12 protein-coding genes and 2 pseudogenes are annotated in these 18,254 nt (G+C 55.1%); 3 read left to right on the forward strand and 11 right to left on the reverse strand.

Going from position 1 to position 18,254, the window contains the following annotated elements; genetic code table 11:
• Positions 1-44: 44 nt before the first annotated feature.
• A pseudogene (locus tag M2416_RS08500) lies at positions 45-185 on the forward strand (helix-turn-helix domain-containing protein); the annotation flags it as partial.
• A 282-nt stretch (positions 186-467) separates the two neighbouring features.
• Here the strand turns inward: M2416_RS08500 and M2416_RS08505 are convergent.
• Together M2416_RS08505 and M2416_RS26975 are read right to left on the reverse strand one after the other, a co-directional pair.
• The gene (locus M2416_RS08505) at positions 468-740 is read right to left on the reverse strand and encodes a hypothetical protein (protein WP_123552194.1); all 273 of its coding nucleotides are present in this window, start codon (positions 738-740) and stop codon (positions 468-470) included.
• 67 nt (positions 741-807) lie between these two features.
• Positions 808-984, reverse strand: coding sequence for a YnfU family zinc-binding protein (locus M2416_RS26975; RefSeq protein ID WP_218029264.1), 177 nt, complete (start codon positions 982-984; stop codon positions 808-810).
• Positions 985-1,137: 153 nt separating this feature from the next.
• Between M2416_RS26975 and M2416_RS08510 the strand changes: the two genes are divergently transcribed.
• Positions 1,138-1,371: a hypothetical protein gene (locus M2416_RS08510; protein ID WP_095096819.1), complete on the forward strand. Its 234-nt coding sequence runs from the start codon at positions 1,138-1,140 to the stop codon at positions 1,369-1,371.
• Between the two features lie 19 nt (positions 1,372-1,390).
• Here the strand turns inward: M2416_RS08510 and M2416_RS08515 are convergent, their stop codons facing one another.
• From M2416_RS08515 to M2416_RS08525, 3 genes and pseudogenes are all read right to left on the reverse strand, one after another.
• On the reverse strand, positions 1,391-9,973 hold the full coding sequence (locus tag M2416_RS08515; RefSeq protein ID WP_134526374.1) for a glycoside hydrolase family 94 protein: 8,583 nt from the start codon (positions 9,971-9,973) through the stop codon (positions 1,391-1,393).
• Positions 9,974-10,128: 155 nt separating this feature from the next.
• Entirely contained in the window at positions 10,129-10,287 is a 159-nt protein-coding gene (locus M2416_RS08520) for a YnfU family zinc-binding protein (protein WP_218029263.1), read from the reverse strand.
• 162 nt (positions 10,288-10,449) lie between these two features.
• A pseudogene (locus M2416_RS08525) lies at positions 10,450-10,665 on the reverse strand (SOS response-associated peptidase family protein); the annotation flags it as partial.
• 434 nt (positions 10,666-11,099) lie between these two features.
• Here M2416_RS08525 and M2416_RS08530 point away from each other — a divergent pair.
• Positions 11,100-11,447 carry a Grx4 family monothiol glutaredoxin gene (locus tag M2416_RS08530; RefSeq protein ID WP_041145851.1) on the forward strand — a complete coding sequence of 116 codons (348 nt, stop codon included), beginning with the start codon at positions 11,100-11,102 and terminating at the stop codon, positions 11,445-11,447.
• Between the two features lie 52 nt (positions 11,448-11,499).
• Here M2416_RS08530 and rnt read toward each other — a convergent pair whose 3' ends face one another.
• The 6 genes from rnt to M2416_RS08560 form a co-directional block, all read right to left on the reverse strand.
• Positions 11,500-12,147: a ribonuclease T gene (rnt, locus tag M2416_RS08535; protein ID WP_041145850.1), complete on the reverse strand. Its 648-nt coding sequence runs from the start codon at positions 12,145-12,147 to the stop codon at positions 11,500-11,502.
• Positions 12,148-12,253: 106 nt separating this feature from the next.
• Positions 12,254-12,661 (reverse strand): lactoylglutathione lyase, encoded by a 408-nt coding sequence (gene gloA, locus M2416_RS08540; RefSeq protein ID WP_041147656.1) that lies wholly within the window; start codon positions 12,659-12,661, stop codon positions 12,254-12,256.
• 199 nt (positions 12,662-12,860) lie between these two features.
• Positions 12,861-14,036 (reverse strand): YncE family protein, encoded by a 1,176-nt coding sequence (locus M2416_RS08545; protein ID WP_134526368.1) that lies wholly within the window; start codon positions 14,034-14,036, stop codon positions 12,861-12,863.
• Positions 14,037-14,106: 70 nt separating this feature from the next.
• Positions 14,107-16,323, reverse strand: a complete 2,217-nt coding sequence (locus tag M2416_RS08550) for a TonB-dependent receptor domain-containing protein (protein WP_259223303.1) — start codon at positions 16,321-16,323, stop codon at positions 14,107-14,109.
• Positions 16,324-16,545: 222 nt separating this feature from the next.
• A complete protein-coding gene (locus M2416_RS08555; RefSeq protein ID WP_259223304.1) occupies positions 16,546-17,310 on the reverse strand; it encodes an energy transducer TonB in 765 nt (254 codons plus the stop codon).
• Positions 17,311-17,318: 8 nt separating this feature from the next.
• The gene (locus M2416_RS08560) at positions 17,319-18,167 is read right to left on the reverse strand and encodes a ChaN family lipoprotein (protein WP_405047858.1); all 849 of its coding nucleotides are present in this window, start codon (positions 18,165-18,167) and stop codon (positions 17,319-17,321) included.
• Positions 18,168-18,254: the final 87 nt, after the last annotated feature.

Consider the following 18,254-nt stretch of genomic DNA (forward strand, 5'->3'; position numbering starts at 1 on the left):
ATCTGGCGCCAGGTATCCAGTGGCTCTCCGCCACGATCGGGAACGGTGGCCGCCGGAGGGTGATGACTCCGGAGGTTGTCGAGCAGGCGCGACGAATGCTGGATAACGGCGCGACCCGGCAGCAGGTGGCCGACCTGATCGGGGTAGGTGTGAAGACCATTTACAAATATTTCCCTGCGGGGTAAGGATGCTCACCTGAGAACCGTATTTCAAGCAAAAGGACATGATTATATCTTGGCCCGGTTGCTATAGATTGATGAACCGACAGGTGTTTAACTGAAATGTCATATGTTTTTGTAATGAATTGAAATGTAATTATTTAAGAGGATGATTGGATGAATTAAGATGTGACGTTACACGACAATTTTTATAATGCTCGCACATCTAAATTTAGAAAGATAAACCAATTAATTTAAAATTTTAATAACACATTTTCAGGGAATAATCTTCGGTTTGAAGGTTATGTGTCAAGAGTTTTCAAAGAATTGTCTGATGGACTCCTTTTCACCAAGGTATTCAAAGCCGAACAAACGAATTTTAACTTGGTTGTAAAACCATGCATTATCATGCCGTTCAATTACTCCCCCGGTATGGAAGCATAACCCCGTTGCTGCCCGAATAATCGCATATTTATCATTGCTGAACCTGACTCTATGGATGCAGAAAGGTTGGTTTACGTCTCCAAGAACACGGCTGGCAATGATATCCCCTTCAATAAAAACATCTTTCCTGCTTTTCATAAACCTTCCTTCATCTCAGTGATAAGCTGTTTTAGTACTCTGTATTGTTCAAATGCGAAAGTGCTGATCAGCCACCAATACACCAACATTCTGATGGTCTGAATAATAGCCCACAGGCAGGGCACTCCAGAACCGCATTTTTCCGTAATTTACCTGCTTTCTGATCGGCCCGGTGGGCACATACCGGGCAAGCCACGTGAACGGGTCTTTCTTTAAAATGCCTGAGTCCATTTGTATAAGACATAAATTGATACTCTATGGAATGTAATATTCATTATACGCCTTTAAACAAGATTATTTAGATAATGTTATGTGGATTTATTACTAAATCAGCAAGTCAGACCCGCAGACCACCTAGGTGATTTGTGATATAATACCCTTCCGTGAGAAATTTATAATGAAATCAGAAGACATCCTCGACTGGTACCCGGCGCAATTGCCGCCAGTGAAAATTATCCTTGGTGAAGCCGTGCTGGCCGTCGGCAAACAGGGGCGCCCCATTAACACCCGGACGTTGCTTGAGTACCTGCAGGTGATGCAGGACAAACAAAAAAGAAGGGATGACAAAACCGCGATGAAGACCGCAATTGATGTTCTCCGGGACAATCAGCGCACTAACGGCAGACGTTAATGCGCACGCTAAGCCAGCGTCAGTTCTGAATGATATCAATGGTATGGAATTGTCCGTCATCCATCAGCGGAATGCTGTCATCGGGGAGGATGATGCCGTCCAGAGTGGCCTGGTATTTCCCGACGCCACGTGAAACGCTAATGTGATACTGACTGTCGCCGTACTGATATGTCATGGAAAACGACGGCCAGTTGTCCGGCAACAGAGAATGAACGGTAAGGGAAGTACCGCAACGTTTTATCCCCAGCAGCTCCTCTGTCAACAAACGGTATGCCCAGCCTGCGGAACCGGTATACCAGCTCCATCCGGCACGACCCGTATGCGGCGCGACGCTGTACACATCAGCGCTCATGACGTAGGGCTCCGCTTTATATCTTTCCACTTCACAGGCATCCAGCGTGTGGTTTATCGGGTTGATCATTGACCACAGCTGCCACGCGCGTTCTGCATTCCCCATCCGGGCAAACGCCATCACCGCCCAGATGGCGCCATGAGTATACTGCCCCCCGTTCTCCCGCACTCCTGGCAGATAGCCCTGGATATATCCCGGATTCAGCCCGTGCCCATCGAAAGGTGGCGTTAACAGTTTGATTAGCCCGGCCTCGTTATCCACCAGATGCTTATCCAGCGCCTGCATCGCCATGACGCTACGCGCCCGGCTGGCGACCCCGGACAGTACCGACCAGCTTTGCGCAATCGCATCAATTCGACAGTCTTGCGACGCTTTTGAGCCCAGGGGAGTACCGTCGTCAAAATATCCTCGCCGGTACCATTCACCGTCCCATGCCGAGGTTTCGAGATTTTTTTGCAGGCGCAGCGCCTCTGAACGACACATTGAAGCGACGCTGGCATCCTGTCGCCGATCGGCAAGCGAAGCGAAGCGTTGTAAAATATCGTACAGGAAGAAGCCCAGCCAGACGCTTTCACCTTTCCCCTCAATGCCAACCTGGTTCATCCCGTCATTCCAGTCGCCGGCCCCCATCAGCGGGAGACCGTGCTGCCCGAAGCGTAATCCATGCTGAATAGCTTTGACGCAGTGTAACCATAGCGTCTCTTCGGTGCTGCTGATGACCGGCGTGTCGTAGACGGACTCTTCACCCGGATGGAGCGGGCGACCTTGCAGATAAGGAATATTCAATTCCAGTATTTCCGTGTCCCCGATCGTTTCGACATAGTGACAGACTGCGAGCGGGAGCCAGAGATAGTCATCCGAACAGCATGTACGCACGCCGTTACCGTGAGGAGGGTGCCACCAGTGTTGCACGTCTCCCTCAACAAACTGTCGTGTTGCGCACAGCACTATCTGTTCGCGCATCCTTTCCGGGGCGGCGTGACTGAGCGCCAGCGTATCCTGCAGCTGATCGCGAAAACCAAATGCGCCGCCGGACTGATAGTAACCGCTACGCGCCATAAGGCGACTGGCTATCGTCTGGTACAGCAACCACCCGTTGACCAGTAAGTTCACGGAGGTGTCCGGGGTATTGACCACCATTTTATCGAGTACGTGATGCCAATAGCGGTGAACGTTGTTCAGCTCCTGGCGGACGGTATCCTCATTCAGATAGCGGGCCAGGGTCTCCTGAGCCCGGCTATGATTTTCATCCACGCCAAGGACAAAAATAAACGTTCTCTGGTCGCCATCAATTAGCGTGGCCGCGGATTGTACTGCTGCGCAGGGATCCAGCGCGGCCCCCGTTTTACCCGAGAGCCTGCGCAGCTTCATGGCGTCCGGATTTTGCAATGAACCGTTTCGGCCAATAAACTCGCGGCGGTCGCCCGTCAGCGAGCAGTCGGAGCCGCTGACGGCAAAAAATGCCGTGCGCTCGCCGCCGTTAGCGCCGTAAAAGTTGTTGGCCATCACCCCGCAACCGCCAGAAATGTTGACTGGATACGTAACGATATGGGAGGCCGAACGGGTTTGTAAATCCCCAAGCGTCCACTCCGCATAGCCGGTGACGGACAGTTTACGCGTTCGTCCCGAATTATTACTGAGCGTCAGGATCGCCAGTTTAACCGGTGCCTGTTCGGCGACCAGTATCGTCAACTCACTGTCTATCCCGCTCTCCCGGTGGGCAAACACGCTGTAGCCAAAACCATGACGGGTCAAATAGTCGCCGTGGCCGCGCACCGGCAGTATCGTCGGCGACCAGCACGCACCGCTCTCTTCATCACGCAGATAGAAGGCTTCACCACTGCGGTCGCTCACCGGATCGTTTTCCCAGGGCGTTAAGCGGTATTCATGGGCATTTTCATACCAGCTGTAGGCCTGTCCCGCCTCTGAGATAACGCTGCCAAAATCGGCGTTTGCCAGCACATTTGACCACGGAGCTGGCGTCGGCTCGTTTTCCCTGAGGACAATCTGATACTCCCGACCATCCTGAGAAAAGCCGCCGAGCCCATTGAAATGGCGCAGCTGATGGGTATCAGGCGTCCAGTCGGTATGTCGATTGCCCTCCGCTGCAGGGTGCGGAATTAGCAACCTGGCCTGGGGTTTTAGGGTATGAATGCGCTGGTTAAGCTGTTCACTTAGCCCACCGGCTCGATCATCAAGGTACAGGCAGGCGACGCTCATCAGAAGCTGCTTATCCTCGGCGGAGAGATGCTCGCCATTACGGACAAAAATCCCGCCTGATTTATCCAGCAGGCTGGCTCCCGACCTGGCATAAATCAAATCCATAATCTGGTTTTGCAGCGCCTGCTGGTAACCGCCAGGGCTCTCATTGAGGATCACCAAATCGACCTCCAGCCCTTTCTGGCGCCAGTATCGGTGCGCCTGAATAAGTGTTGTTACCGAGGCGATACCCTCTTCGCTGGTGATACTGAACAGCACTATCGGCAGATCGCCTGAAATCGCCCAGCCCCACAGGCCGGACTGACCTCGCCGGTTACGGCTGATAATCTGGCCGTCGGCGCGCAGCTCGTGACAGGGGTAAAGCACCGCGCTGGCGAGACGGTTAAACAGCGTGGCATCATCTTCACTGGCGTTCATCTGGCGTAACACCACCAGACTGTGGGACCAGGCCAGTTCAAAGATGCGGTCAGCGATGGGGTGATCTCTGTATTTTTCAAGCAACGCCAGGCTGTGCTGGCGGCTTTCGCTGATACCGTAAACGATATCGATAGTGACGGGCTGTCCCGGCAGTAGCGTGATAGCGTGGCGAATCGCCAGTATCGGATCAAGAACGGCCCCCGAGGTATTGCTGAGCGGTCCTTTTTTTACGCTTGTCAGCGCATTTGAAGGGGTTCTGCCGCGGCCAATAAATGCTGCCCTGTCGGTTTCAAACGAGATGCTCTTACTGTTATTGCCATGCACGACCACCATGTGAAACATGCACGGGTTCTGTTCGTCCAGCGAACGCGGGCGGCGATGGCACAGGATCGCGTCACGATCGGGGTTAATCTCGGTCTGGATGAATAAATTGCTGAATGCCGGATGGGCCCGATCGCTGGCGTCGGACGCCAGCACCACTTCGGAATAGGTTGTCAGTTCAAGGTCGCGCGGCATTCGCCCCCTGTGTACCAGCGTGAGCCTCCGTAGTTCAATATCATCTTCCGGGGAGACCACAATCTGGGTTCTGACACTCAGCGATCCGAAAGTACGCCTGTATTCAGCGCCGGCATCGGTAAAGATCGTCTCGTCGCCGTTATCGGCGTCTTTGCCGGTGGGATGCCAGGTATTGCTCCAGACTTCGCCCGTTTGCGAATCGCGGATATAGCAGAATGCTCCCCAGTTATCCCGGGTCGTATCGCTGCGCCAGCGCGTGAGGGCAATATTGTTCCAGCGGCTATAGCCACCGCCACCGGGGGTCAACATCAGATGGTAATGACTGTTGGACAACAGCTGAACTTCAGGCACCGGCGTATCTGCTCCGGTGAAAATACGCGGTTCGTAGCGAACGGGTTTGACCCTTCCTTCATGGGATTCGAAATGACGGCGCGGGCTGTAGAGATCGACCGCATCCGGCACGCGCTCCTGTAACAGCAGGCTCGCCGAGCGGAAGACGGTACTGGACATGAATCGCTCCGTCATCGGGGCGTTAAGCAGCACGTGAGCCAGCGCCTGAAATGCCATCCCCTGATGGTGCGCCATCCAGGACTGCACGACGGCATACAGCTGCCCGGTTGCGAGGCGGGAGGGAGTATAGTCCAGCGCTTCATAAAAACCGTATTCGCCGCGCGCGCCGTTTTTTTCCAGGCTGAGCAGATTCTCGCAGGCTTTCTGCGGAGAGATCGTTAGCGCCAGCAGTGTCGCATACGGGGCGATGACCATATCGTCAGCAAGTCCTCGCCGCAGACCGAGGCCCGGTACGCCAAATGCCTGATACTGATAATTGTGCTGAACATCAAAAGCATGATAACCGGACTCCGATACCCCCCACGGCACCCCACGCTCTTTGCCCCAGCGTATCTGACGCTTAACCGCGGACTGGCTCATTTCATCGAGAAGGCTACCGGGCCAGGTGGGCATCACCAGGTTCGGCATCAGGTATTCAAACATCGAACCGCTCCACGACATCAGCGCGGTTTCATGGTCAATGGTGGTGAACAACCGTCCCAGGGCATACCAGCTTTTTAACGGCAGCTGGTTAGTCGCGATGGCGAGAAAACTGGTCAGACGGATTTCAGACGGCAGAAGATCGTAATGGCTTTTATCGGGTGTGTTCGTATCACAGTTGTAGCCGACGCTGAGCAGGCTGGTCGCCTCGCTGTACAGAAAAGCAAAATCCATTCTCGCATGATCGTTCAGCCGCTGTTCAAGTTCAGTGATAATCTTCAGCCGCATGCGGGCCAGCGCCGTAGCCGATGCCGGAGGCGTTCCTTCGCCGCAATAGCTCGCGCCGGCAAGCCAGCTCAATGTCGGCAGCATCTGTTCGCTATACGTCTGAGGTATCCAGCCAAGCAAATGCGACCATTCATGGCAAAGCTGCACCAGCTGATGCTCAAGGTGTCCTGTCCAGCGCACCACAAGGCTGCTCTCCTGAGCGCACTGCGTCGTCAGATGGTTACACTGGGCGCGCATTTTTTTAAGTTCGTTGAACAGCTGCGCCGGAGGCAGCGACGCTGCGTTCAGGCAGTGCTTGCGCAGCAGTCGCAGACCGGTTGGCGCGTTCTGACCCCAGTGTTTTTCCAGAATGATTATCGTATCGTTCAGTCCGGCCAGGATCTGCTCGCTGTTCAAAACCGGCTGATGACGCATGGCGGACAGGCCTTCGCGCAATGTTAGTAAATGGCCGGCCATATTGCCGCTGTCAACGCTCGAAACATAGCGTGGGCTGAGGGGCGCGAGCGTGCGGGTGTCATACCAGTTAAAGAGATGGCCCCGGAAGTGTTCCATTTTATCCATTGAGTCGAGAGTCATCGTCACGCGCTGTAAAACCTCTCCCCCGGGCAGGTAGCCAAAATCCCAGGCGGTCAGGTTGGCCATCAGGGAAAGTCCGATATTGGTGGGGGAGGTGCGATGTGCGATGGTTGGCTGCGGTATTTCCTGGTAATTGTCCGGTGGAAGCCAGTTCTCTTTTGCCGTGGCAAAGGTTTCAAAGAAGGCCCAGATTTCGCGACTCGTCTGACGCAGCAGCTGCTTCTGTTCCTGGTTCAGCGAAATCGCCTTACGTTCAGGCTGGCGGCTTAGCCAGCTCAGCAGCAGGGGGGCCAGACACCATAGAACGCCGACGGGCAGAGCGATAGTCAGAAGCCGTGGGGAAAAATGAAAAGTCATCATCGTCAATGCCGCCCCGGCGACAACATTCAGCCACATCGCCCGATAAAAACGAATCACCGAAACGCCGGGCTGATGGCCGTCGGGGCTGTGGCTGGTCCACTGGATGAGATTGCGCTGACTGACGCCAAGACGCCAGAGCGTCACGGCAATGGCGTACAATGAGTATCCGGCCTCATGCGGCAGTATCGCAAAATTGAGCCCGATACGGGAAAACCGTTTCAGCGCCCCGGCCGCGACGAGTGGAATATGCAGCCGCAAAGGGCGACGAAGCGGTTTATGCAGAAGGTCGTGGCTGATACTCAGCGCTGAAGGCAATAACCACACCAGCGCCAGCGCGCCAAGCCAATAAAGCGGGTTGGGGACCAGCAGCAGGGAGCAAAAAAGAAGCGTCAGCAAAGACGGGCTGACCAGACTGCGGCGTAAATTGTCGAATAACTTCCAGCAGGAAAGCGCCGATAGCGGGTTTTTATCCCGGGTTCCATCCGCCTTTCTGATGTACGGGCTGAGCCAGTTAAGCAGCTGCCAGTCGCCACGGATCCAGCGGGTGCGGCGGGCAACGTCTGACAGATAGTTGTTCGGGTACTGCTCGTAGAGTAAAACTTCACTGAGTAGCCCGGAGCGAGCGTAGCACCCTTCGAGTAAATCATGGCTGAGGACCAGATTTTCCGGGCAGGCGTTGGCGGTGGCCAGGACAAAGATATCGACGTCATAAATGCCCTTACCAACGAACGATCCTTCGCCGAAGAGATCCTGATAGATATCTGAAGACATCATCGAATAGGGATTATTACCCGGCACGCTGCTGCGCATGGCGGCATAGCGTCCCTGTCCGTTGCGCGGCATTTCCTCCGCCATCCCGGGCTGTAAAATGCCGTACCCTTTGACGACCCTCTGCCGTAGCGGATCATACTCTGGCAGGTTGAGCGGATGCGCCATTGTCGCGACCAGCTTATGCGCCGTGTCGCGCGGTAACACCGTATCGCTGTCCAGGGTGATGACATATTTAATATGACCCGGCAACAGATGCGCTGGCGCATCTGCGACGCTGGAAAATTGTGCCGCGGGATGGCGCAACCAGTTGTTCAGCAACGCCAGCTTTCCCCGTTTGCGTTCATAACCCATCCATTTTTCCTGCGTGGGGGCCCATTCTGGCTGTCGGTGCAGAAGATAAAAGCGTGGGCGGCTGGCTGGATAACGGCGGTTAAGATCCTCAGTTTCCGCGATGGCCTGTCTGAGCAGCCCGCTGTTTTCTGGCGGTTTTTCAACGGCGGAATCGGCAAAATCGGTGAGAAGGGCGAAGCGGAGGTTTTCGTTCTGATTACCCAGCCAGCACACTTCCAGGCTGGTGAGGAGCTTGCTGATGCTTTCGTGACTTGTCAGCATACAAGGGACCACTACCAGGGTCGCGCAATCAGCCGGAATTCCAGCGGAAAAATCCATTCGCGGCAGCGGTCGGGGTATTCGAAAGCGAGTGGTCGCTTCGCTCAACAAATCGTTCATTAACTGACTGACCGCCAAAATAAGCGGCAATGCCAAAAGTATCAGCATCCAGCCCATTCCCTGCTGCGCGGTTTCGTGCAAAACTCCGGCCGTCACCGCTGTCGTCAGCAGGCTCAGGCTGCCAAGCCATGACAACAAGGGGATTTTGTTGAAACTATGCCGCAGGCGTATCAGCCCTGAGGTATCTGCGGAAAGCTGTACTTCCAGCAGCTCGCGGCCTCCACCGGCCAGATAATAACCAATATGATGCCCCGGCGTGCCGGGCGCATTTTCCACAGAAAGGGCCAGTACTCGGCTGGCTACCTCTGACTCGCTGAAACGACTGTCTCTGGCCAGGATCTCGATGACGTGGCGGTAATGATCCCGGGTATCAAAGTGCATACGGGAATAGGTGCCGGCAGGATCGAGACGCAATGTCTGTTCTACGACGCTGATTGCCTCGGCGAAATCAGCCCAGTTCGTTTCGCTCAGCAAACGCAAGCCCGCGATGCTGTTGCTGACGGAAAGCTGGCTGGCCGCAAGCTGTTGATTGAAGCGGTGAATGAGAACCTCGGTTGTCACGCCCTGTTCAGCAAGACGCTGGTCCACCCAGGTCAGCGGCAGAGCCAGCGCATTGCCGCGCCCCTGCAGGCGGCGTACCAGTTCTGCGACAAACGCACTGCTCAGCGGCGGCCGCGCGCGCGCCATGTCGGCGACCACCATGATTAAGTCTGCCGGAGTATTCTCGGCACATTCGAAAATCCGCGTAATCCATGTATCTGCCAGGCTGCGCTCTTGCTGGGCTTTTACTACTTCCATACTGACGCGACGCAGATTTTCGATTAGAGACAGACGCAGCATGCCCGGTAGCGCCCAGACCTCGCCTAACGTCAGCGGCGTCACCTGTTGATAGGCCGCAATATAGCTGGTCAGGCTGGCCACATCCCAGCGCCCGTCTCCGTGGGCAATAGCTTTAGATGCAATATCGTAAATGCGCGGGCAGTGGTGAGGCGATGCCAGGGACGGGAGGCCTTTGCCAAAGCTTTTTGGCAGGTGCTGGCGGACAATGCGGATTTGTTCCTCAATCAGGTAGTAATTATCAAGCAGCCACTCACCCGCGGGCATGATGCTCGATTTTTTCCCGGCATTGAGCGCATAACAGTTTTGCGTGATCGCAGCCTCATTATCCCCCAGCCGTTTAAGAAGATAGTAAGGCAGCTTGTCCGGCGACAACTTATGAGTATGCGCCAGTTTCTGGCCGTAACGTTCCATCTGAGGCGTCGAAAACAGCTCAGAGCGCAAGCTATTTTCGCTTGTTGAGTCGTTGGCAGGAGACGGCACCAGTTCAGGGGCTTTCGTAGACATACGGGAGCGGCTAAACCATGCCCGGGGATTCATTTTCATAGCGTTGCTCTGATGCGACATTAACGCGCAGGAGCAGTTGCGAAATCAGTTCAGAAACGTTCTCTCAGGATGGGCGTAAGGCATCAGGGATTTAACAGCTGCCGGTCTTTATTTCAGTATAGAACACCGATTTGTACGTGAGCCGGCGTAAGGGGTTAGCGTGGCGAGACAAAAAGGGCCTTACATCCCGGGCATAGCATTGCCTGCTTTAACCGAATCTTTGATGCAGGCTGGGGGGATTTTAAGCCGCAGATGGGGCAGGTGGCGGTGGACGTTCCACCGATGAGCTTCATTGCGTAATCGAGAAATGACATGATGATTAACCTTTCAATGAATGTTTTTTAGTCTACCATGTCTGGCTAAAATTTAATCTTTTTAATGTTGGCGCTTGCTATTTATATTTGTTATGTCATGAATGATTGTTTAACACATTGTTTTTAAGTTTTTTTTTATGGTTCTTATCTAAGGCTAGGTAATCAGCTTTGGTCTTTCATATTACTAACTGTGCGCGATACCGTATGCCAGATGAAATGTTTTGCAGACACAATTCCATCGGCGGCAATCTCCCCGGCTTCCTTACCTCCAATATCCTGTCTCATCCATTCACGAGCGGCTTCTGGAACCAGTACGAGCGGCCCGCGGTCGTGAATATCGATCAGCTCTTGGTCGGCGGTTGTAGTCACTATCCGATTTGATACTGATGGCTTTGTGGCGTAACTAAGAGGCACGGCAGGGAAAATGCTGCTGTAGGCAGGTCACAAAAGGGTCTTAAGTTATTGATAAATAGTGACTGGATTTGTGGTGCAATGTGGTGAACTGCAGTGTATTTTTTAATCTATTATTATTATAACATTATGATTTATATGCGTATTATGTGTTTTGTTTTCACTTTTGTATCTAAAGTGTCGTTTGATTAACAATTGCAAAAAAATATGCCAGACATTGACCGCCTTGTACAGAAAGTGCGCAGCGCAACGGCGCGCCAGCTGATAAAGTCATATTTATAAGGCAACTTCTGGGCACAGAAGATAAAATATAGAGAGTGAAAAAAATGTTATTATCTGTCCTGCGTTCAGGACGCTACAATGACAAATTACTGCCGTATAGAAGTTAAGGAAGCATGACAATGAGCACTACCGTAGAAAAAATCGAACGTCAAATCGCTGAAAACCCGATCCTGCTGTACATGAAAGGATCGCCAAAACTGCCAAGCTGCGGCTTTTCCGCTCAGACCGTGCAGGCGCTCTCCGCGTGCGGCGAACGCTTTGCCTACGTAGATATCCTGCAGAACCCGGACATCCGCGCGGAGCTGCCGAAGTATGCAAACTGGCCGACCTTCCCGCAGCTGTGGGTTGATGGCGAGCTGGTTGGCGGTTGCGACATCGTGATTGAAATGTATCAGCGCGGTGAACTCCAGCAGCTGATCAAAGAAACGGCGGCGAAGTATAAAACTGACGAGCCGAAAGCAGAATAATTTTGCTACCCGTAAAAAAGCGACTTCCGATGAAGTCGCTTTTTTTTGTCTCTTATTCCGCTTCAGGCAGCGGCAGCGGCCATCCGCCAAGGCGCTTCCAGCGGTTAACTATCTCGCAGAACAGCTGGGCAGTCTGGTCGGTATCGTACAGCGCAGAGTGCGCCTTGGTGCCATCAAACTCCATACCGGCGGCGAGGCAGGCTTTGGACAGCACGGTTTGACCGAGCGCCAGCCCGCTCAGTGCGGCGGTATCAAAGGTGACGAAAGGGTGGAACGGATTGCGTTTTAGCCCGGCGCGCTCGGCGGCAGCCATGGTAAAGCTGAGATCGAACGTGGCGTTGTGCGCCACCATGATGGCGCGATTACAATCGCTGTCCTTCATCCCCTTGCGGACCATTTTGAAAATAGCGTGCAGCGCGTCGTACTCGCTCACCGCGCCGCGTTCAGGGTCGTTAGGGTTGATGCCGTTAAATGCCAGCGCTTCGGGCTGCAGGTTCGCACCCTCGAAAGGTTCAACATGAAAATGCAGCGTTTCGTCCGGCATCAACCAACCCTGCTCATCCATTTTCAAGGTAATGGCAGCGATCTCAAGCAGGGCGTCGGTTTTGGCATTGAACCCGGCGGTTTCGACATCGATAACCACAGGATAAAAACCGCGAAAACGGTCGCACAGACCATTAAGTTGAACGTTCTCGGACATCAGATTCTCTTTACTGGAAAAAAGTAGCGCGCATTATGGCAAATTTTGCCGTGCCTTGCAGCAGTCAGGGGATAAAACAGCGGGCGCCGATTGGCGCCCGAAACCGTTAGTGGCCGAGGCCTTTTCCGGCGTCTTTCTCTTCGATCAGCTCGATTTTGTAACCGTCCGGATCTTCAACGAAGGCGATAACCGTGGTGCCGCCTTTAACCGGGCCGGCTTCGCGGGTGACGTTGCCGCCGTTCTGGCGAATACGCTCGCAGGCTTCTGCCGCATTATCCACGCTCAGGGCGATATGGCCGTAGGCGCTGCCGAGATCGTATTTGTCCACGCCCCAGTTGTAGGTCAGCTCGATAACCGCCGTATCGCTCTCCTCGCCGTAGCCAACGAAGGCCAGCGAATATTTATATTCGGTGTTTTCGCTGGTACGCAGCAACTTCATGCCGAGCACGTTGGTATAAAACTCGATAGAACGCTGCAGATCGCCAACGCGCAGCATGGTGTGAAGTAAGCGCATGTTTGTATACTCCTGTTTTACAACAGCCTGTTGGCCGTCGTATTTGAAAATGGCCAGAATGGCATCAGAAACGGACAGGGCGTTTCCGGCACCGGAGCACTATAACGTAAAAAGGCGGCCTTTTCAGGCCGCCCGTCCGATAAGAGGCATCATGCGCTAAAAACGAATGGCCGCCGGGCCCTGAGCGCGAGCCGGTCGGCTACGATTTGCGCAAATCGATGCGCAGGATGCGTTCCTTAGCCCCTTCGACAAATACGTCAGGATCCCAGTCGCGGTTAAATCCTTCCTTTATACCGACGTACAGAGTATCCCCGTCCGCCGATAGCACCATCTGGTTTGGATAGACCGGCGTGCGGAATTCACGGGTTACGGCATAGGTTGTGGCATCGACAACGCTGAGGGTGCCGCTGGTGAAATTGGTGACGTAGAGCTCGTTATATTTCGGGTTGTACCTTACCGCGTTGGCCCCGGCGCCGGTACGCACGTAGCCCAGCTGCCTGCCGTCGCGCAGGTCGAAAATATAGAGCCCGTCGCGGGGGCCGCTGCGGTCGTCATGGTCGAAGGCGACGACAAAGACCCTGGCGGAGTCGGCGTCTACCGCCAGATTCTGCGCGCTGGGAAGCCGCGGCTGCGTGTTCTTGAGGGCAATGGTGCGCAGCACCTGCTGCTTTTTCGCGTCGATCTCGTTGATGTAATCCCGGCCGCCAACGTAGATTTTCTGCGTTTTTTCATCGAGCGTCAGCCCATAGGCCGTGCCTTTATAAGCCTCTTTGACCTCGCCTTTGAGCGCCAGCGTGGTGCCGTCGAGCATCAGCAGCCTGTGCAGCGGCTGCGTACCCTGCGCCGTTTTCAACATATTGCTGTAGCTGACGAACAGGGTATCGGCATCCTGGCTGTAGACCATATGGCGCAGATGCTCGAAGCGAGAATCGGCGGCGTTAGGCGTTTTAAAGCTGAGCCTGTCGCTGGTTTTGGTTAGCTTCCCGGTGGCGGTATCCAGCAGGCTTATCCGCAGCGAGGCCGACTGGGTGTGGCCGATATAGAGCCGATGCTGCGGCTGATTCATCGCCAGAGAAAACGCCCGGTACGGCATCTCGTAGCGATGTTCAATTTTCAATGACGTCGGGTTAAAGGCGTATAGATAGCCTCTGTTCGCCTCGCGGTTCACGCGATCGGTTACCGCCGCAAAGACGTACTGATGGGCGTTATCGAAAGCCAGTTCGTAAATCCCTTCATCCGCCTGCTCGAGATAATTGGTTTTCAGGGCGAAGCGTGAAGTCTCGCGCGCCGGTGGATCGATGGCTAACGCCGAGGCCGGCAGGAGGGCCGCAATAAGCAGGCATCCCAGTCGTGTGCTTAAGTTGGAGCGATTCATTTTTTATTCCTGATATGAACAGTGAGGGCGCGGGACAAAACCAGGGCTTTATCCGGCACCGGGTTTTAACTCAGAACTGGATCTCCCCGCCGAAGATCCAGGTTCGCCCGCGGGCGGTGGTATTCACCGACGTCCCCTCCCGGGCGTTATCGAGGCTCTGGTTCATGCGGTTCAGCGCTTCGGCGTAATCGCGGTTGGTGACGTTCTGCACGCTGAGGCGCAGCTGGACGTTGTCGGTCGCCTGCCAGCTGCTGTAGAGGTCGATGATGGTCGGGATATTCGGTATGCCCTCTTTCGGTACGGTATTGTCGTCGCCGAATCCCTCGGTGCTCAGGCGTTTGGTTTTACCGGTGAACTTGACCAGGCTGCCGACGGTTAACCGGCGATCGAAGAGGCGGCCGCCGACGTCGAGCGTGGCGTAGCTTTCGGGCAGGTCGCTGAGGTCGCTGTAGGCAAAGCTATAAACCGTGCTGGCGATCGAGGTGGGCTGATCGGTGTGCTGCTTGCTCCAGGAGAGGTTCGCGTAGGCGAAGCCGATATCATATCCGGCCTCAATTTCGTAACCTTTGCTGGTGACCTCTGAGGTGGTGTTGACATAGACGTTGGCGTTAAAGCCGCCCAGAGAGTTGTTGAAATCCTTGCAGAGTTGACCGTTGTTGCACAGCAGGAAGGACTCGCTGTTAATGTAATCCTTAATCCGCGTGCGGTAGGCCAGCGCCTTTAGATGAAAGCTGTCCTGCTCGTGCAGCAGGCCCTGCTTATTGATATTAAAACCGGCCTCCCAGGTCTGGGCTTTTTCCGGCTTGAGGAACGGGTTCATCGAGGCGCCGCCCTCGTTAGCGAAGAAGACCTCCTGGACGTTTGGCGCGCGGGAGGAGCGGCTCCAGCTGACGAAGGGCTGCAGCCACGGGGTGACCTGGGCCGAAAACGTCGCCGAAGGATTGAGGCTGTTATCATCAAGATTGAGATGGCTCTCGCCCTGCGGGAAACACTTTTCATTGTCCGCGCAGGCGGGCTTGAAGCCTGTCACCTGGCTGCGGGTATAGTTAAGATTGAGATCCAGCTGATAAATATCCTTGTTCAGCGTCAGGCTGCTGTACAGGGCCGATATCTTTTGCTTGCCGGCGGGAGCAAAGGCGTTGTGGTCGGTTTCAGTATTCTGCTCAAAGCGCCGGGTATAGCGGGTATCCATTAACTTGCCGCCAACCTGGAATACGGTAAACAGATCCTCACTTATTTTAAATCGACTGGTGTTGCTAATATCGATAGCGTTGGATTTATTGGTGGTTGAAGAACTGTTGAAGTTATACAGCGATTCCGGCTTGTACGCCTGATTTCCGCGGCTGGTGCTGGCCAGCAGGTTTAATTCCACCAGCTCGTTCAGCGGGGCGTAATTATAGCGCAGGGCGTAATCGTCGCTGGTGATGTCGCGCCGGGTAAAGCTGTTGCTGTAATTACGGCCGGAAAACTCAATTTTATTGAACTGGTCCGGGTTAAAGTTCAGCTTATAAAGCTGGGAGCGTGGCTCCTGGCGCAAATATTTATTATCTTCGCCGATAAAATCTTCGCTGCTGCGCCCGCCGCCGTTTTTATAGGTCGCATAGGTTCGGCTACCGCTGATGCCGACCAGCGCGCCGAGGGCGCCGCCGTTTTCGAAGGTATCGGTCTTGCCGGCAACCGCCACCATACCGGTGCGGCCAAGGCCGTTATCGCCTACCGAGAAACGGGAAAGAACCCCCGTCTGGCGCCCCTCGCGCAGCACGTCATCGATGCCGATGGTGCGCATATTGGCGCTGCCTGCGAGGGCGTTAACGCCCTGAGAGCCGGCGCTGCTGCCGCGCGTCACGTCGACTTCGGCAAGAAAGTTCGGGTCGAGCGGAACGCCGGCGGCGGTGTTGGCACCGCCGTGATAGTTGGCGGGCGCCATGCCAAAGTAGGTCTGGGTCACGCCATCGACCATCGTATTCACCCGGCCCAGTCCGTTCATGCCGCGAATATTGACGCTGATCGAACCCTGCAGCGGATCGATTTGCGTATAGGTCCCCGCCATACTGCGCAGCGACGCATCCAGGCTCTGCAAGTTTTTATTTAGCGTACGCGAACTGTAGGCTCCGGGGCGGGTATAGCTCTCCTCAGAGGAGCCGACCTGATTTTTCTCGGCCAGCGGGTTATCGGTAATCGTGAGGGGAGAGAAGACCGACTCTCCCTCGGTTTCTGCCGCAAAGCTATGGCCGTGGACGATAATAAGCCCGGCCATAATCCCTTTGGCGATTTGCGATTTTTCCATAATCAAATCCTGTTTTTGTATTTTATCAACGCAGCAAATGAGCAACATTACCCGCCGCAGCCAAACGACCGCGGCGCGATAAATTGCGCATAAAAAAATAAAAGCTCCGCCACCGGCAGGGTTAATTTCCCTGCCGCGGTCGGTGATGCAGAAATGAATCAATTAAATGACGCTATTTAAATTTATTAATCGGCCGGCGGTTAATACCGGTAATGCCCAGGGTTATATTTTTAATAGCCCAAACTCCACCGGAAGCGTGACCTTCTGGACGCCGTTTCTGAGCATCTCTTTTGGCGGCGGCGGCAGCGGTCGGGCGCTTTCAAGCGCAATAAGCGCCGCCCGATCCAGCGACAGCGTGCCGGATGAGGTGACCAGCCGGGTGCTGAGTATTTCGCCGCGCTCATCGACGCTGAAGGCGATAATGGCCGTCCCGGTGCGTTTGCGCCGCCTGGCGTCGTCGGGGTAGTTGCGCATTTTGTTGATTTTGCCCTTCACCAGCGATTCCCAGCTGATTTTACTCTGGCTGATGCTGGCGGCGTCGGTATCCAGCGGCGCCGCACTGCGCTGCGTCCGCACGGACTGTACCGGCGGGGCGGCCAGGCTGGTGGTGGTCGAGTTTCCCTTCTCTTCTTTACGCTCCCGGGCCGATTTCTTCTTTCTTTCCGTTCTCTTTTTGCGCTCTTTTTGCGGCGTTGCTGCCGCCAGCTTAAGCTCAGCGTCCTCGTGCTCGCGCAGCTTCGGCAGCTCTTTATTATGGAGCGACTCGCGTTCGGTCATGGCGTCTACCCTGCGCTGCTGGCTGACGCCCGGCGGCAGCTCGGGGCGAATGAAGGAGACCTCCAGCTCGGGCGCGTATTCAATCATCACCGCGGCGGGCGTCGACTCGGGCTGCCTGAGGGAAAAATGAAGCATAAACGGCAGCACCAGCGCCGCGTGGAGCAGCACGCTGCCTGCAGCGCCCTTTATCCACGGCGCGCGTGTATTCATCGGGCTCTTCATTTTGCCGCCGGCACGGGCCAGATATAGTCAGCCTGTTTGGCCGTCAGGCTGGTGCCGTCGGTGGTGAGCATCACCACCAGCGGCTTCTCCGCGCCTAAATCGGCGAGATGCAGGGGGACGCCGACATCTTTGGCGGCATGGTAGCCGCCGGCAATCAGCAGCGCCGGGCGCGGCGCCTGGATGAGCTGTTTGGCCATAAAGCGATCGCGATTCTGCTGAATGGCCATCATCGCGGTAACCTGCTCGCCGCTGATTTGACCGTCGTGCATCAGGAAGATGATAGCCGACAGGGCTTCATGCACCTGCGGGCGAGAAGAGCGCTCTCCGCGCGGGAAAGCGGGGCGCTGATAGAGCTCGTTGACCTGCTGGCGGCTGATGTTGGCGGCCATCAGCGGCCAGGGGCCCTCGAGGGCCGTCATCACCAGGTCACGATAGAGATCCCACGGCCAGCCGCTGTTCCAGCGCATCGTTTCCGCCGCGCGGGTGGCGCTGACCGGCGCTCCGGCTGCGCTGGCCTGCTTGACCCGGTTGACCGCCTCCTGCTGGCTGATATCGATCATCTCCAGCAGCACGCTGCCCTGAGGGCGGGATTGCGCCAGATTTTTTAGCAGCCACTGCTCAATCTGATGATGGCGGACGTTGGTGTGCTCTTCGCCGACGATGACTATCGGGGCGCTGCGGATCCTGGCGATAAGCTGTGCCGGCGTCAGGGTGCTGCCGGAGGCCGTATCCACAATGCAGGTGCAGTCCTGAACCGGGGCGATAGCCGGGGCTGACGTCGTCGAGGAGGCCCCGTGGCATGCCGTCAGGGCCAGCGCGCCGCTAACAACCAGAGATTTTAACAAGCATTCCATATTAAACATAAATATCCGTTTTCTGTTTTATTGTTAGCATTTATTTTTATGCTGAGTATTTTTTCAGAATTATATGTA

The organism is Klebsiella sp. BIGb0132 (assembly GCF_024810075.1).
GTDB classification, from domain to species: Bacteria; Pseudomonadota; Gammaproteobacteria; order Enterobacterales; family Enterobacteriaceae; genus Klebsiella; species Klebsiella terrigena.

Excerpts from the sequence above, each read along its gene's own strand:
- M2416_RS08505 (WP_123552194.1), bottom strand. The coding sequence starts at position 740 with ATGAAAAGCAGGAAAGATGTTTTTATTGAAGGGGATATCATTGCCAGC.
- M2416_RS26975 (WP_218029264.1), bottom strand. The coding sequence starts at position 984 with ATGTCTTATACAAATGGACTCAGGCATTTTAAAGAAAGACCCGTTCAC.
- M2416_RS08510 (WP_095096819.1), top strand. The coding sequence starts at position 1,138 with ATGAAATCAGAAGACATCCTCGACTGGTACCCGGCGCAATTGCCGCCA.
- M2416_RS08515 (WP_134526374.1), bottom strand. The coding sequence starts at position 9,973 with ATGAAAATGAATCCCCGGGCATGGTTTAGCCGCTCCCGTATGTCTACG.
- M2416_RS08520 (WP_218029263.1), bottom strand. The coding sequence starts at position 10,287 with ATGTCATTTCTCGATTACGCAATGAAGCTCATCGGTGGAACGTCCACC.
- M2416_RS08530 (WP_041145851.1), top strand. The coding sequence starts at position 11,100 with ATGAGCACTACCGTAGAAAAAATCGAACGTCAAATCGCTGAAAACCCG.
- rnt (WP_041145850.1), bottom strand. The coding sequence starts at position 12,147 with ATGTCCGAGAACGTTCAACTTAATGGTCTGTGCGACCGTTTTCGCGGT.
- gloA (WP_041147656.1), bottom strand. The coding sequence starts at position 12,661 with ATGCGCTTACTTCACACCATGCTGCGCGTTGGCGATCTGCAGCGTTCT.
- M2416_RS08545 (WP_134526368.1), bottom strand. The coding sequence starts at position 14,036 with ATGAATCGCTCCAACTTAAGCACACGACTGGGATGCCTGCTTATTGCG.
- M2416_RS08550 (WP_259223303.1), bottom strand. The coding sequence starts at position 16,323 with ATGGAAAAATCGCAAATCGCCAAAGGGATTATGGCCGGGCTTATTATC.
- M2416_RS08555 (WP_259223304.1), bottom strand. The coding sequence starts at position 17,310 with ATGAATACACGCGCGCCGTGGATAAAGGGCGCTGCAGGCAGCGTGCTG.